The 14,631-nt window shown below is 62.4% G+C and carries 12 protein-coding genes; 8 read left to right on the forward strand and 4 right to left on the reverse strand.

Translation table 11 applies throughout. The features are described 5' to 3' along the window. Positions 1–69 precede the first annotated feature (69 nt). The 4 genes from H145_RS21610 (at position 70) to H145_RS0115520 (ending at position 3,982) form a co-directional block, all read left to right on the forward strand. On the forward strand, positions 70–1,023 hold the full coding sequence (locus H145_RS21610; protein ID WP_019949074.1) for an alpha/beta hydrolase: 954 nt from the start codon (positions 70–72) through the stop codon (positions 1,021–1,023). 173 nt (positions 1,024–1,196) lie between these two features. Beyond that, a complete protein-coding gene (locus H145_RS22945) occupies positions 1,197–1,688 on the forward strand; it encodes a phasin family protein (protein WP_019949075.1) in 492 nt (163 codons plus the stop codon). 251 nt (positions 1,689–1,939) lie between these two features. Further along, positions 1,940–3,637 (forward strand): ABC1 kinase family protein, encoded by a 1,698-nt coding sequence (locus H145_RS0115515; protein WP_019949076.1) that lies wholly within the window; start codon positions 1,940–1,942, stop codon positions 3,635–3,637. A 135-nt stretch (positions 3,638–3,772) separates the two neighbouring features. Next, positions 3,773–3,982 carry a hypothetical protein gene (locus H145_RS0115520; RefSeq protein WP_019949077.1) on the forward strand — a complete coding sequence of 70 codons (210 nt, stop codon included), beginning with the start codon at positions 3,773–3,775 and terminating at the stop codon, positions 3,980–3,982. Between the two features lie 107 nt (positions 3,983–4,089). On the opposite strand, the gene H145_RS0115525 is transcribed toward H145_RS0115520, so the two are convergent. Further along, on the reverse strand, positions 4,090–5,826 hold the full coding sequence (locus H145_RS0115525; protein ID WP_019949078.1) for a phospho-sugar mutase: 1,737 nt from the start codon (positions 5,824–5,826) through the stop codon (positions 4,090–4,092). 254 nt (positions 5,827–6,080) lie between these two features. Further along, positions 6,081–7,214 (reverse strand): 4-hydroxyphenylpyruvate dioxygenase, encoded by a 1,134-nt coding sequence (gene hppD / locus H145_RS0115530; RefSeq protein WP_019949079.1) that lies wholly within the window; start codon positions 7,212–7,214, stop codon positions 6,081–6,083. A gap of 223 nt (positions 7,215–7,437) precedes the next feature. Here hppD and H145_RS0115535 point away from each other — a divergent pair, with 223 nt between their 5' ends. The 3 genes from H145_RS0115535 (at position 7,438) to H145_RS0115545 (ending at position 9,293) form a co-directional block, all read left to right on the forward strand. Continuing rightward, a complete protein-coding gene (locus tag H145_RS0115535) occupies positions 7,438–7,824 on the forward strand; it encodes a hypothetical protein (protein WP_019949080.1) in 387 nt (128 codons plus the stop codon). Between the two features lie 206 nt (positions 7,825–8,030). Then, positions 8,031–8,384 carry a DUF952 domain-containing protein gene (locus H145_RS0115540; protein WP_019949081.1) on the forward strand — a complete coding sequence of 118 codons (354 nt, stop codon included), beginning with the start codon at positions 8,031–8,033 and terminating at the stop codon, positions 8,382–8,384. 111 nt (positions 8,385–8,495) lie between these two features. Continuing rightward, on the forward strand, positions 8,496–9,293 hold the full coding sequence (locus H145_RS0115545) for a hypothetical protein (RefSeq protein WP_157541651.1): 798 nt from the start codon (positions 8,496–8,498) through the stop codon (positions 9,291–9,293). A 55-nt stretch (positions 9,294–9,348) separates the two neighbouring features. Here the strand turns inward: H145_RS0115545 and H145_RS0115550 are convergent, their stop codons facing one another. Next, on the reverse strand, positions 9,349–11,265 hold the full coding sequence (locus tag H145_RS0115550; RefSeq protein ID WP_019949083.1) for an ABC-F family ATP-binding cassette domain-containing protein: 1,917 nt from the start codon (positions 11,263–11,265) through the stop codon (positions 9,349–9,351). 239 nt (positions 11,266–11,504) lie between these two features. On the opposite strand from H145_RS0115550, the gene H145_RS0115555 reads away from it, so the two are divergent. Further along, positions 11,505–13,175 carry an ArnT family glycosyltransferase gene (locus H145_RS0115555; RefSeq protein ID WP_169513201.1) on the forward strand — a complete coding sequence of 557 codons (1,671 nt, stop codon included), beginning with the start codon at positions 11,505–11,507 and terminating at the stop codon, positions 13,173–13,175. A 242-nt stretch (positions 13,176–13,417) separates the two neighbouring features. On the opposite strand, the gene lysA is transcribed toward H145_RS0115555, so the two are convergent. Continuing rightward, positions 13,418–14,539 (reverse strand): diaminopimelate decarboxylase, encoded by a 1,122-nt coding sequence (gene lysA / locus H145_RS0115560; protein WP_026351553.1) that lies wholly within the window; start codon positions 14,537–14,539, stop codon positions 13,418–13,420. Positions 14,540–14,631 lie beyond the last annotated feature (92 nt).

The following is a 14,631-nucleotide window of genomic DNA, read 5'->3' on the forward strand; positions in this document are numbered from 1 at the left end:
CGTAACAGCAGTTTATTACTCGCCTTATTAATTCAAAATTGATAATTCAAAATCCATAATTAACCCAGAATGGCTTCTTCGCAGCACGCCTTATTGAAACAGTTCTTGGTGCAGGCTACCGGGCCGCTGGCTGCGCGGCGCCCCCAACTGCCGGCTATGCGCCTGTTTGCCGAGCTGCTGGCCTTCGGGCAGTTCACGCCCTGGAATGTGTTTGTGGAGGACGTCGACGTGGAAGGTATTCCGGGCGAGTGGGTGCGGCCGGCCGGTGCGGCCCCCGGGCGGGTGCTGCTGTATTTGCACGGCGGCGGCTACGTGCTAGGCTCGCTCAACACGCACCGGGCGCTGGTGGGCCGGCTGGCGCAGCAGTGCGGCGTGGCGGCGCTGGCCATCAACTACCGCAAAGCCCCCGAGTACCCATTCCCGGCCGCCCTCGAAGATGCCCTGACGGCCTACTTCTGGCTGCTCAACCAGGGCCACGCGCCCGCCGATATCATCGTGGCCGGCGACTCGGCCGGGGGCGGGCTGGCGCTGGCGCTGCTGCTGGCCCTGCGCGATGCTGCCGAGCCGCTGCCCGCCGCCGCCGTCGGCCTTTCGCCTTGGACCGATTTGCGGCTGCCCACGGCCACGCTGCGCAGCCTCAGCCACCACGAAAGCCTGCTGCTGGAGGCGCTGGAAATCCGGAGCTGGGGCCCACTCTACGCCGCCGAAACGCCCCTGAGCCACCCGCTGGTGTCGCCGGCCCGCGCCGCGCTGCACGGGCTGCCGCCGCTGCTGCTGCAGGTATCCGATGCCGAAGTGCTGGGCGACGACGTGCGCCGCTTCGCCGAGCAGGCCCGCGCGGCCGGCACGCCCGTTACGCTCCAGATTTTCGATGGGCTGGTGCATTGGTGGCACCTGTTCTGGCGTTTCGTGCCCGAAGCCGATGTGGCCCTGGCCCGGGTGGCCGACTTCACCCGGCAGGTGTGGGCCGAATCGGAAACGCGCTTGGTGGCGGAAACCGCTGCCGTGCGGCAAGCAGCCTGAAAATGAGCCGTATCAGGAGAAATATTGCAGATTGGAGCTTAACTATATAGCGGGTATTTCGTAGGTTTGTAGCAGATAGTAGGCTTGCATACTATTTTGGGCCTGCCGGCTTTGCCGGCGCGGTTTTTTCGTCTGACTTTCTTCACTTTCCCATCATTCAACCCCAACTCATCATGGAAGATTTGTTCAAGAAGTTCGTAAACGCTGGTGTGGGCTTCGTGTCGCTGACCAATGACCGGGTGCAGAAAAGCATTGATGCGCTGGTGAAGGAAAGCAAGCTCTCGGAGAAGGAAGGTGCCAAAATCATGGACGACCTCAAGAAAAATACCGATTCCAAGCGCAGGGAGCTGGAAAAGCAGGCCCAGAGCCTGGCCTCTAAAATGCTGAAAACGGTGGGCGTGGCCCCCAACTCGGAGCTGGAGGAGCTGAAGCGCAGCACCAAAGCCGGCGGCAAATCGGCGGGCAGCAAGAAAGCCGCGCCTTCGAAGGCCGGTGCCGCCACTAAAGGGGCTGCTGCCAGCGCCACCAGCAAGGCCGCCAGCACCGTGAAAAAAGCCACCGATAAAGCCGGCGCCGCCGCTGGCAAAGCCCAGAAATCAGCTGCCGGCTCGGCCGGGGCCGCCAGGAAAGCCGAGAGCAAGGCCGACAGCACCGACGCCAAGTAGCAAGCGGCTGGCTTCCTCGAAATGAAATAGAAAACCCCGTCCGTGTTTCGCGGGCGGGGTTTTTCGGTAAGAGTTGGTAAAAGAACGTCATTCTGAGCGAAGGCGTAGCCGAAGTCGAAGAATCTCGCGTGCAATGCTAACCCTGTCGTCAGAAATTACTGTGGCACGCGAGATTCTTCGTCCCTGGCTTGATGCGCCACATGCTCAGAATGACAGTCTACTCCCTACCGGCGCCGTAACTTGCCCCGACTATGTTCAAGAACACCATCTCCAATATTGCCCGCATCCGGCAGGTGGCCGAAGTGCTGATTCGCTACGGCTTCGAGGACGTGGTGACGAGCACGGCCCTGCGGCGGCTGGTGCCCAACAGCCGCCGCCGCTCGTGGCTGGAGGGCGAGCAGGCGGTGTTTGAAACCACCCGCTGGGAGCGAATCCGGATGGTGATTGAGGAGCTGGGGCCCACGTTCATCAAGCTGGCCCAGGCCCTGAGCAACCGCGCCGACCTGTTGCCCCAGCCCCTGATTGATGAGTTCGAGAAGCTGCAGAGCAACGTGCCGCCCTTCCCGGTGGCGGAGGCCCGCGCCATTATTGAGCGCGAGCTGGGCCAGCCGCTGGAGGAAGTGTTCGATGAGTTTGAGGAGGTGCCGCTGGGCTCGGCCAGTATCGGGCAGGTGCACGGCGCGCGGCTGCTGACGGGCGAGAAGGTAGTGGTGAAAGTGCAGCGCCCCGACGTGCAGGAAAAGGTGCGCACCGACCTGAGCTTGCTCCACGAGCTGGTGCGCCTGACCGCCGGTTTCCTCCGCAAACAGGGCCTGAGCAACCCCCAGGACATTGTGGACGCCTTCGAGCGCAGCATGACCAAGGAGCTGGACTACACCTCCGAGGCCCGCAGCATGGAGCAGTTCCGCAAGCTCTACGAAGACTACGACACGTTCTATATCCCGAAGCCCTACCGCGAGTTGAGCACCAGCCGCATGCTGGTAATCGAGTTTGTGAGCGGCTGCAAAATCACCGACAAAGCCCAACTGCTGGCCTGGGGCCTGAGCCCGGAAAAGGTGGCCGAAACGGGTATGGACATCTACCTAACCCAGATTTTCGAGTTCGGCGCCTTCCACGCCGACCCGCACCCCGGCAACGTGCTGGTGCGCCCCGACGGCACGCTGGTCCTCATCGATTTCGGGATGGTGGGCCGACTGACCAAGCAGCAGAAGTATGCCTTCGCGGGGGTGTTCATCGGCATGGCCCGGCAGGATGCGCGCAGCATGGCGCTCAACTTCCGCCGGCTGGCCATAACCTCGGAAATTCCCGATATGCGGGCTTTTGAGGCCGATCTGAGCCAGCTGATTGAGGATTTCGCCTCGCTTGATGTGAAGGAGATGAGCATGTCGGATCTGGCCGATTCGTTGCAGGACGTGATTTACCGCTACAAGCTGCAGGTGCCGGGCGCCGTGTTTCTGATACTGCGGGCCCTCGTGATTCTGGAAGGCATCGGCAAGGTGCTGCACCCGCGCTTCAATACCTTCGAGTTCGTGCGGCCCTACGGCGCGCGCATCATTGCCGAGCAGTATTCGCGCGAAAACATCCAGAACGAGGCCCTGTATACCGGCACCCAGCTGCTGGCCCTGCTCCAGACGCTGCCCACCGACGTGCGGCAGATCGTGCGCAAAATCTCGCGCGGCGACCTGCGGCTGCGCGTCGAGCTCAGCGGCTATCAGCAGCTTATGGCCAAAGCCGACGAGCTGGTGGGCCGCGGCATTCTGGCGGCCGTTACGGTGGCCATCATTCTGTTTGCGGGCCTGAGTTTGCTGGGCCACTACTCGCCCCAAATGCCCTACTACCGCGGGCTGCCCGCCATCACGTGGTGGGCCCTGGCCGTGGCCGCGCTGCTGCTGCTGATTCTGCTGCTGCTGGGCACCCGCCGCCCGCCCCGCCGCCGCAAGCCGGAGTAGGCGGATGGCCAAATTCGAATTACCGGCTGCCTATCTACCCAGAGAATAACCCTGCAGGCCCTGTTGTGCGTACTACTTAGCAAGCTGCTCCATTGGGGCCGCGCTTAACCTATTCTTTCCTTATTTCCCTTTCCCATGTCCGATTCCAAGAAGACCACTGACCAGAACGACGATAAAACGTACTCGACCAAAACCGGCAGCACCGCCACCGACCTCACCGGTGCCACCAAGGTGATGACCACCGCTGCCGACGGTCAGACCGATGCCAACGCCCCCATCAGCGACCAGGTAAACGAGGAGGCCATCCGCCAGGCTGCCCAGGACGGCGACCAGAACAAGAAGTAGCCGGGCCTCACAACCAGATAAAGCAAAATCCCCCGCACGAAAACGTGCGGGGGATTTTGCTTTTTTGGAAATTGAAAAGGTCCGATAAAACTACGACTCAGGTTGATTTACTCCAGGCCCATATCCTGGATGATGCGCTGAATTTTCTCGTCGGCGAGGCGGGTGGCCAGGTCGAAATCCACGGCGGAGGCCAGCGGCTGCTTCACGCTGAAGTAGAACTTGATTTTGGGCTCGGTGCCGCTCGGGCGGGCCGAAATCTTGCTGCCGTCTTCCAGAATAAACTGGAGCACGTTGGAGCTTTCGAGGCCGGTTTCGGTTTCGAGGCCGGTGCGCAGGTCCTTTATTTTGCCAGTCTTGAAGTCGCGCATTTCCACTACCGGCAGGCCGGCCAGCGTGGCGGGTGGGTTGGCCCGCAGCTCACGCATCATCTCCTGAATTTCCTCGGCCCCGCGCTGGCCTTTTTTGGTGATGGAAATCAGGTGCTCCTTGTAGAAACCGTAGCGCAGGTACATGGCCACCATTTCCTCGTAGAGCGTGTGGCCCTGGTCTTTGGCCACGGCGGCCATTTCGGCCAGCAGCGCACAGGCCGAAATGGCGTCCTTGTCGCGCACGAAGTCGCCGAGCATGTAGCCGTAGCTTTCCTCGCCGCCGCCCACGTAGTTTTCCTGGCCTTCCAGGTCGCGGATGATGCCGGCAATGTACTTGAAGCCCGTCAGCGTCCGGTAGGCTTTCACGCCCTGCGCGCGGGCAATGTCGCCCAGCACTTCGCTGGTTACAATGGTGTAGACGATGAAGTCCTTGTCGGTGGCCTTGCCGGCCTGGCGGCGGGCCGACAGCAGGTAATGCGTGAGCAGCGCGGCCGTCTGGTTGCCGTTGACGAGCACCCACTCGCCGGCCGGGTTTTTCAGGGCGATGCCCACACGGTCGGAGTCGGGGTCGGTGGCCAGCACGAGGTCGGCGTCGAGGGCCTTGGCTTCATCAAGCGCCATCTGCATGGCTACTTTCTCCTCGGGATTGGGCGACTGCACGGTGGGGAAGGAGCCGTCGGGCGTGGCCTGGGCGGCCACAATGTGCACGTTATCAAACCCAAGCTGCGAAAGGGCGGCCGGTACCATCGTGATGCCGGTGCCGTGCAGGGGCGTGTACACGATTTTCAGGTCGTGCTGGCGCCGGATGGCCTCCGGGTTGATGCTCAGGCCTTTCACTTTGGCCAGATAAGCCGCATCAATTTCGGCCCCAATGAAGTGAATGCGGCTCGGATCGGCCTCAAATTTCACCTCCCGCACCGACTGAATAGCGTCGACTTCGCGGATGATGTTCTGGTCGTGCGGGGCTACTACCTGCGAGCCGTCGGTCCAGTACACCTTGAAGCCGTTGTACTCCTTGGGGTTGTGCGAGGCCGTGACTACGCAGCCGCTCTGGCAGCCCAGTTCGCGGATAGCAAACGACAGCTCGGGCGTGGGCCGCAGGGCTTCAAACAGATAGACCGTGATGCCGTTGGCCGAGAAAATATCGGCCGCGATGCGCGCGAACTCCGGGCTGTTGTGGCGCGAGTCGTGGGCCACGGCCACCTTTATTTCCTGGCCCGGAAACGACTGCAGCAGGTAGTTGCACAAACCCTGGGTGGCCATGCCCAGCGTGTAGCGGTTCATGCGGTTCGAGCCCGCGCCCATCACGCCGCGCAGTCCGCCGGTGCCAAATTCCAGGTTGCGGTAGAAGGCGTCGGAGAGCTGCTCGTCCTGTCCGTCGGCCAGCAGCTGCCGGATTTCGGCCTGGGTGTCGGCGTCGTAGTCGGCCGTGAGCCAGCCGTTGATTTTGGTTTGCAGGTCGGGAGAGAGCGGCATTTTATAGAGAAGTGAGAAGTTAGAGGTGAGACGCGGGGCTAAGATAGAGGACAGGAGTGAGTACAAAGAAAGGAGCAAGCGTACCGAGAGGAGAAAACGCGGATGTCATTCAGAGCGAAGCGAAGAATCTCGCGTGCTAATCGTCAGGGTGGTTCCCAACGACTTCACGCGAGATTCTTCGCTTCGCTCTGAATGACGTACTACTTTAGAAAGAAGCCGTCAGCGTCTCACTTCTAAGTTCTCACCTCTAAAACCTACAGGTTGCCCCGCAGGCCCTGCTCGCGCTCAATGGCCTCAAACAGGGCCTTGAAGTTGCCTTTGCCGAAGCTCTTGGCCCCTTTGCGCTGAATGATTTCGTAGAACACGGTGGGCCGGTCCTCGACGGGCTTGGTGAAAATCTGGAGCAGGTAGCCTTCCTCGTCGCGGTCGACGAGCAGGTTCAAATCGCGCAGGCTGTCGAGGTCCTCGTCGATGTGGCCCACGCGCTCCAGCAGGTCGTCGTAGTAGCTGGCCGGCACCGTCAGGAACTCTACGCCACGGCGGCGTAGTTCGGTTACGGTGGTGCGGATGTCGTTGGTTACCAGGGCCATGTGCTGCACGCCGGGGCCGTGGTAGAAGTCGAGGTACTCTTCAATCTGGCTTTTCTTCTTGCCTTCGGCGGGCTCGTTGATGGGGAATTTCACGAAGCCGTTGCCGTTGCTGACCACCTTGCTCATCAGGGCCGAATACTCGGTGCTGATGTCGTCGTCATCAAACGTAATGAGCAGCTTGAATCCCAGCACGTCCTCGTAGAATTTCACCCACTGGTTCATCTCGCCCCAGCCCACGTTGCCCACACAGTGGTCGACCACCTGCAGGCCCACCGGGTTGCCCTGGGGCACAGTGCTGGTGCGGGCCACGAAGCCCGGCATAAACGGCCCGTTGTAGTTGCTGCGCTCCACAAAGGTGTGGATTGTTTCGCCGTAGGTATAAATGCCGGCCAGCGTGACGGAGCCGTTTTCGTCCTCGATAACGTAGGGCTCGAAGGCCACTTTGGCGCCGCGCTTGGTCGTTTCCTCGAACGATTTGCGGGCGTCGTCCACCCACAGCGCCATCACCTTCACGCCGTCGCCGTGCTGGGCCACGTGGCGCGTGATGTCGGAGTCGGGCAGGAGGGAGGTGGTGAGCACGAGCCGGATTTTGTTCTGCTGCAGCACGTAGCTGGCCCGGTCGCGCACGCCGGTTTCGGGGCCGGCGTAGGCCACTAGCTCGAAGCCGAACGCGGCCTGGTAGAAGTAGGCCGACTGCTTGGCGTTGCCGACGTAGAATTCGAGGTAGTCGGTGCCGTTGAGGGGCAGGAAATCGTGGGCGGGATGGGCCTGCACGGCCGGCGAAGTCATGGTTTGCATAGAAGGGTGGCTTGTTGAGCGGGAAAACGATTGGGTGGGGTAAAAATACAGTTTTTTAACTTTCGGTTTCGGCGGCGCGGCTTTCGGCCGTGGGTTGAGGGCGCCGGCCGCTGCACCTGCAGAGGCCTAAAAGAGCTTGCTAAAATCCATAAACAAGCAGACCCTAACTGAAAACCAACCCGCAGCCCTTACCTTTGCCAGCGAACCTATTGCCATTCGACCTATGAATTCGGAAGAGCTGAACAGCGCCCTCGTGGCCCTTATCGACAAGAAAGCCGAGCTGCACAAACTCACCTACGATGATGCCCGCTACGACGACGTGGAGGAAGAACTGCACGACCTCGAAGACGACTTCAACGAAGAGTACGGCGCCTACCTCGAAGCGGCCCTCGAAAAAGTACACGACGAGCTAAGCTCCGATACCGACGTGCTGCTGCCCACCGCCTACCTGCCGGCCGGCACCGGCGCCAAGCCCGGCCCCAAGGAAGGCGTCTGGATTGATTCGGAGAAATACTCCGGCAAGGAGGCCCGCCTGACGCTGGTGCCCAACCCCGTGCGCCTCGTGCTCACGGTGGGCAAAGCCGTGCAGGAAGACGTGTGGAAAGCGTAGAGAGGGAATTATAAATTTTTAATTCTGAATTAGGAATTGAAAACGGGAGCCGGCGGCAGGGTCGTAGGCTCCCGTTTTTTTGTGTTTGTAGCTGTATAGCGAAGTTGAGGTAAAAGGATAAACCAAAGTCCGGCACCGAGCGCTCCTTGGTTCAGGCGGCCCCAGCAATTCAAAATTTATAATCCAAAATTCATAATCCCCCCAAAGTGCTCTACCGCATCAGCCGGCCCGAAGATTGGCAACGGGCGCAGCAAACCGGCTTTTTCGCCAGCGCCGACCTGGCGGCCGAAGGGTTTATCCACGCCTCGGAGCTGGGTCAGGTGTTGGAAACGGCCCGGCTTTACTACGCCGGCAGCCCCAACGCGCTGCTGCTGGAACTAGACGAGGCGGCTCTGCAGACTGCCGGCGTGCGGGTGGCGCGCGAGTGGGCAGCGGGGCGGCAGGCGTGGTTTCCGCACCTGTTCGGGCCGGTGCCGCTGGCGGCCGTGCGCCGGGTGTGGCCGCTGCCCATAGCCACCGACGGCGCGGCCACGCTGCCGCCCGAGCTGGCGGGGCGGTAAGCCGCTGAAAGAATGGACGAAAGCGGTACTATTGTTGCGCAAAACGGTTGGGCCGGTAATGCCTGCTGCCGCGGCTCCGGTTTCTATCTATCCATTCCAACGCGTCGTTTTATGCCTGCTACTATTACTTCGGAGTTGCCTTTGCTGCGCCGGCTGCTGCCGGGTTCCGCGGCCGTGCTTTTGCTGGGCTCGTTGCTGAGCGCGTGCGCCCCCAGCCAGACCCTGAGCGTGGCGCCCGCCAGCACGGGCCCGGCTTCCAGCCTCATCAGCCGCCCCGATAGCGTGTACGTGCGCTTTAATTTTGTGCGGGCTGAGCCACGGGAGCTGGTTTTTGAGGCCGAGTTCAGCAACGCCGCCAACCACCCAATCAGCATCGACCCGGCACAGTTCTACTTCCAGCCGCTGCCCGATAGTGCGGCGGCCACGGCCGCAGTTCCGGCCATGGCGCCTACTACCGCGGAGGGCCACCATCTGGCCTTCAATCCCGAAATGCGGCTGGATTCAATGGCCTACCGCCGCGACGAACTGGCCGTTAAGGCCAGCCGGGCAAGCGTGCTGCAGGTGCTATTGCTGGCGGCCAGCGTGGCGGAGGACGTAGCCAGCAGCAACAGACGCGAAACGCCCATTCAGCGGACCAGCCGGCAGGTGCGGCAGCAGGGCGGGCAGGCGTTTTTTGAGGTGCAGCGGGTGGTGCGGGCCGCGCAGGCCCAAAAGCTGCACGCCACCGTGGCGGAACAGGCCGTAACCAGCCTGCGCCGCGCCACGCTGCAGCCCGGCGACCGGGCCGTGGGGCTGGTGTATTTCCCGCGCCTCGATGCGGCCCGGCAGCTGCGGTTCGTGCTGACCTTCGACGAGCAGCCGGTACAGTTTGATTTCACGCAGCAGCTGCAACAGCTCAGCCGGAAATAAAAAAGGCGGCCCCGAAGCTCAGCTTCGGGGCCGCCTTTTTTGCCTTACTGCCGCTTTATACCAGCTCGGCCAGCTCCAGCCAGCGGAGCTCTTTCTCTTCCAGCTCCTGCGTGAGCGTGCCGAGGCGGGCGCCCCAGGTGGCAAACTCGTCGGCACTGCCGCCGTTGAGCTTGGCGGTGAGCTGCTGCTTCTCGGTTTCAAGGGCGGCCATGTCTTTTTCGAGCTGCTCGTACTCCTTTTTCTCGGCGTAGGAGGCCCGGCGCTTGGGGGCGGCGGCCGGGGCGGGCGCGGCTACCGGTGCGGGCTTGGCGGCTTCCGCTTTGGCCTCGGCGCGGGCGGCTTTGGCAGCTTTTTCCTCTTCCAACAGTGTGGCTTCGGTTTCGCGCTCGGCCAGGTACTCGCGGTAGTCGGTGTAGTTGCCGGGGAAGTTGAGCACGGCCCCGCCCGGCTCCAGCACGAACAGGTGCTCGGCCAGCTGGTCGAGGAAGTAGCGGTCGTGCGACACAATCAGCAGGCAGCCGCTGAAGTGCAGCAGGAAGTCTTCGAGGATGTTGAGCGTGCCTAGGTCGAGGTCGTTGGTGGGCTCGTCGAGAATGAGGAAGTTGGGGTTTTTGATGAGCACCCGCAGCAATTGCAGGCGGCGCTTCTCGCCCCCGCTCAGCTTGGAAACCAGCGTGTACTGCTGGGCGGGCGGAAACAGGAACAAGCTCAGGAACTGGCTGGCCGTGAGCACGTCGCCGTTGGCCAGCTCCACCACTTCGGCCACTTCTTTCACAATGTCAATCACGCGCTGGCTGGGGTCGAACTCCAGCTCCGTTTGGGTGTAGTAGCCGAACACGGTGGTCTGGCCCACTTCAATCGTGCCGGAATCGGGCTGCAGCTTGCCCGTGAGCATGTTGAGCAGCGTGGACTTGCCCGCGCCGTTGGGGCCCACCAGCCCAATGCGGTCCTTTTTCTTGAACACGTAGCTGAAGTCGTCGAGCACCACGTTGTCGCCGAAGGCTTTGTTGAGGTGGCTGGCTTCGATGATTTTGCCGCCCTGGCGGGTGGTTTTCACGCTCAGCTCCACGTTCTGCTTGCTCAGGTTGGTACTGGCCTTCTCCTTGGTGATGTAGAAGGCGTCGATGCGGGCCTTTTGCTTGGTACCGCGGGCCTGGGGCATGCGGCGCATCCACTCCAGCTCCTTCTTGAACAGCTGCCGGGCCTTCTCCACCTCGGTGGCTTCGCGCATCTCGCGGTCGGCCTTCTTCTCCACGAAATAGGCGTAGTTGCCCTGGTAGCGGTACATCTGGCCCTTGTCGAGCTCCACGATTTCGTTGGCCACGCTGTCCAGAAAGTACCGGTCGTGCGTCACCATCAGCAGCGTGAGGCTGGGCGACGACAGGCGGTTTTCGAGCCACTCAATGGTGGCTAGGTCGAGGTGGTTGGTGGGCTCGTCGAGCAGCAGCACGTCGGGCTCCTCAATCAGCACCCGGGCCAGAGCTACGCGCTTGCGCTGCCCGCCCGAAAGCTTGCTCACGTTGCGCGTCAGCAACTCGCCCAAAATGCCCAGGCGGCTCAGAATCTGCTGCACCTGCGCCTCGTAGTCCCAGGCATTCAGCGAGTCCATGCGCTCCAGCACCCGCTGCAAATCGTCGGCCTTATGGTCGGGGTCGTTCACGACGTGCTCGTACTCCTTGATGGCCTTGAGCGTGTCGTTCTGGCTGGCGAAGATGGTTTCCTCCACCGTCATCGTCTCATCAAACACCGGCTGCTGGCCCAGGTAGGTTACCCGGATGCCCTTGCGGGTGCTCACCAGGCCGGTGTCGGGCTGCTCCAGGCCCGCCAGAATGCGCATCAGGGTGGTTTTGCCGGTGCCGTTGATGCCCACGAAGGCCACCCGCTGGCCCTGCAGCAGCCCAAAGTTCAGGTCTTTAAACAGCCAACGGTCGGCGTAATTCTTGGAGAGGTTCTCGGCAGAAAGAAGGTTCATGCCGCAAAGGTACGGCGGTGAATCGGGGGATGAGGTAATGAGGGGAGGAGGTAAGGGGAAAATGAACGTCATTCAGAGCGCAGCGAAGAATCTCGCGTGCTGACGTTGGATTACCGTTGCAACGTCAGCACGCGAGATTCTTCGCTCTGCTCTGAATGACGTTTTTTCATCGCCCTCACAGGCTACCTTTGCTCACCCTATTACCCCCTCACCTCATCACTCCACTAACCCAACGCCCCATGCCTTTCCCAATGACTTCGCGCCGCTGGCTGTGGCTGTTTCTGCTGGTGCTGGGTGGGGCCTTTGCTTGGCAGTTGGGTAGCTGGGGGCCGCTGGAAAGCAGCGAGGCCCGCTACGCCGAAATCGGGCGGGAAATGCTGACGGGCGGCGACTGGCTGCACCCGCGGCTGCTGGGCATTCAGCACTTCCACAAGCCGCCGCTCACGTACTGGGCCACGGCGGCGGGGCTGGGGCTGTTTGGCTTGAATACGGTGGGCGTGCGGCTGCTGCCGGTGCTGGCCGTGCTGGCGCAGGTGGGCCTGATGTACGCGCTGGGTCTGCTGCTGTTTGGCCAGGATAGGGCCCGGGCGCTGGCGGCGGCCGTCATCTACGGCTCGCTGCCGGTCGTGCTCATCTCGGCCCTCAACGTGACCACCGATGTATACTTGGCTACGCTGGAGCTAGCGGCGGCCTACGGCATCCTGCGCTACTATCATGGCGGCGGGGTGCGCTGGCTGTACCTGTTCTGGCTGGGGCTGGGGCTAGCGTTTCTCACCAAGGGGCCGGTGGGCTTCGTGCTGCCGCTGATGGCCGTGGCGGGCGCCTACTTCCGGCTGCCGGCCGCCGAGCGAACCGGACTGGCGCGGCGGCCCTTCACGGTGCACCACGCGCTGGGGCTGGCGCTGTTTGTGGTGGTGGGGCTGAGCTGGTACGGCTACCTGGTGGCCGAAAACCCAGCTTTCGTGCGCTACTTTTTGTACGAGCACACCGTGGAGCGTTTTGCTAACGCGGCCACTTTCAACCGCAGCAAGCCTTGGTGGTTTTACGTGGTGCTGGCGCCGGCTACCAGCCTGCCCTGGGCGGTGGCGCTGGTGGTGCGGGCCGTGCGCACGCCCTGGGCCACGGTGCCGCGGCAGTGGCGCAACGTGCTTATTTTCTGGGTGCTGATGCCGCTGCTGTTCTTCTCGCTTTCCAGCTCCAAGCTGCTGCTTTATGTGCTGCCCATTTTTCCGGGCGTGGCTTTGCTCACAACCTACTACCTGGGCCGTTGCACCGAGGCCGCGCTGCACCGCTGGTACGTGGGCATGCTGGCTTTTTTCGGGCTGCTGCTGGGGGCGCTGTGTTTGCTGCCGGTGCTGGCGGCCGTGTTCGAGCTGGGCCTGGAGGTGCATCCCATCGCCTCGCTCCGGCCCGCCGTTGGGGTGGTTGCGCTGGTGCTCACGCTCACCGTCTGGAACCAGGTGCGCATTGCGCCCCGGCTGCTGGTGGCCACCAGTATTTTCACGGTTTTCCTGCTGATTTCGGCCAAGCCCATTATGCAGCAGAACGAGCTGACCTTCAACGGCAGCCGCCCGCTGGCCGATTTCATCCGGCAGCAGGGCCTGCAAGCCCGTCAGGTAGTGGTCTACGACGAGTTGCTGCCGTCGCTGGCCTTCGAGCTGGGCACGCTGCCGGTGTTCCTCAACGACGGCAACCACAACCTCAACCGCGAAACCCAGTTCGAGCCCGGCACCAGCTGGCACCGCTACCTGCTCTACCTCAATCAGCCCGAAGCTGAGGCCCCGCTACGCTGGCTGCTGGCCAGCCACCCCGTGCTGCTGGTGAAAGGCGAGCTGAAACCCGAGCGGCGCTGGCTGCTGGCTAATTTCGAGCACCAGGAAAAGCTGGGCAAATGGGTGGTGTATTGGTGATTTGGTGAGGTGGTGATTTGGTGAGGTGGTGATTTGGTGATGGGGCAGCCCCGGAGGGGCGCCATATTGGTAGCAGGTCGGCATCTATTCAGGTTAAAGCCCCAGCGGGGCGACACCCCTCGTTCAGCGGTTGGTGCCGCCCCGCTGGGGCTTTTTCTACTTCTGGTTACGTCACGGCTACCAATATGTCGCCCCTCCGGGGCTGCCCCCTAACCAAATCACTAAATCACCACGTCACCAAATCACCTTGAGCCGTACACCGCCGCGGCCTTTTCCCGCAGGTTGTAGCCCGACGACATGACTTCACCATAGGCGCCCACCGAGCGGATAGCCAGCAGGTCGTGGCGCTGGGTTTCGGGCAGCAGGCGGGCGCGGCCGAACGTGTCGGTCGATTCGCAGATGGGACCCACGATGTCGTAGGCCAGCTCGGGGCGGTGGCTGCTTAGGTTCTGGATGTGGTGGTGGCTGCCGTAGAGGGCCGGGCGCATGAGTTCGGTCATGCCCGCATCGAGAATGGCAAACCGCGTGTGCTGGCTTTCTTTCACGTAAAGCACCCGGCTGAGCAGCGTGCCGCACTGCGCCACTACCGAGCGGCCCAGCTCCACGTGCACCTGCTGGCCCGGCCGCCGCTGCAGGTGCTGCTCGAACAGCCCAAAGTAGGTGGCGAAATCAGGAATCGGGTGTTCGTCGGGCTGCTCGTAGCTGATGCCCAGGCCGCCGCCCACGTTGAGGTGGGGCAGGTGGTGGCCCCGGTCTTCGAGCCAGGTTTGCAGGTCGTTGAGCTTGCGGCTGAGGGCAGCGAATACGCTCAGTTCGGTTATCTGCGAGCCGATGTGGGCGTGCAAACCCAGCAGTTCCACGTGGGGCAGCTGCTCCAGCTGCTCCAGCACGCCGACCAGGTCAGGCAGGCTGATGCCGAACTTGTTGGCGTCGAGGCCCGTGGTGATGTGGGGGTGGGTGTAGGCGTCGACGTTGGGGTTGATGCGCAGCGCCACCCGCGCCCGCCGGCCCTGCGCTCCGGCCAGCTCGTTCAGCACCCGCAGCTCGGGCACCGACTCGGCGTTGAAGCAGAAAATATCGGCCGCCAGCGCCCGGTTTATTTCCGCATCCGACTTGCCCACGCCGGCAAATACCACGTCGTCGGCCCCGAAACCGGCCTCCAGGGCCCGCGCCACCTCGCCGCCGCTCACGCAGTCGGCCCCCAGCCCGGCGCGCTTTATTCGTTCCAGAATGGGCAGGTTGGAATTGGCCTTGAGGGCGTAATGCACCCGGAAGTTGCCCGGCCGGGCGGCAGCCGTCAGGGCCGCCAGCGTCTGGTCGAGCAGGCCGAGGTCGTAGTAGTAAAAGGGGGTAGGCTGATTCAAAAATTCAGCGGGAAGCTGGAAAGGCATGGGGGTTGTTAGGGGCTGGGGTGTCGTGAACTGGGAGAAAAAACCTGTCATCCTGAGCAGAGCGA

The organism is Hymenobacter aerophilus DSM 13606 (assembly GCF_000382225.1).
Taxonomy (GTDB): domain Bacteria; phylum Bacteroidota; class Bacteroidia; order Cytophagales; family Hymenobacteraceae; genus Hymenobacter; species Hymenobacter aerophilus.

Excerpts from the sequence above, each read along its gene's own strand:
- H145_RS0115535 (WP_019949080.1), top strand. The coding sequence starts at position 7,438 with ATGAATTCGGAAGAGCTGAACAGCGCCCTCGTGGCCCTTATCGACAAG.
- H145_RS0115525 (WP_019949078.1), bottom strand. The coding sequence starts at position 5,826 with ATGCCGCTCTCTCCCGACCTGCAAACCAAAATCAACGGCTGGCTCACG.
- H145_RS22945 (WP_019949075.1), top strand. The coding sequence starts at position 1,197 with ATGGAAGATTTGTTCAAGAAGTTCGTAAACGCTGGTGTGGGCTTCGTG.
- H145_RS0115555 (WP_169513201.1), top strand. The coding sequence starts at position 11,505 with ATGCCTTTCCCAATGACTTCGCGCCGCTGGCTGTGGCTGTTTCTGCTG.
- H145_RS21610 (WP_019949074.1), top strand. The coding sequence starts at position 70 with ATGGCTTCTTCGCAGCACGCCTTATTGAAACAGTTCTTGGTGCAGGCT.
- hppD (WP_019949079.1), bottom strand. The coding sequence starts at position 7,214 with ATGCAAACCATGACTTCGCCGGCCGTGCAGGCCCATCCCGCCCACGAT.
- H145_RS0115520 (WP_019949077.1), top strand. The coding sequence starts at position 3,773 with ATGTCCGATTCCAAGAAGACCACTGACCAGAACGACGATAAAACGTAC.
- H145_RS0115515 (WP_019949076.1), top strand. The coding sequence starts at position 1,940 with ATGTTCAAGAACACCATCTCCAATATTGCCCGCATCCGGCAGGTGGCC.
- H145_RS0115550 (WP_019949083.1), bottom strand. The coding sequence starts at position 11,265 with ATGAACCTTCTTTCTGCCGAGAACCTCTCCAAGAATTACGCCGACCGT.
- H145_RS0115545 (WP_157541651.1), top strand. The coding sequence starts at position 8,496 with ATGCCTGCTACTATTACTTCGGAGTTGCCTTTGCTGCGCCGGCTGCTG.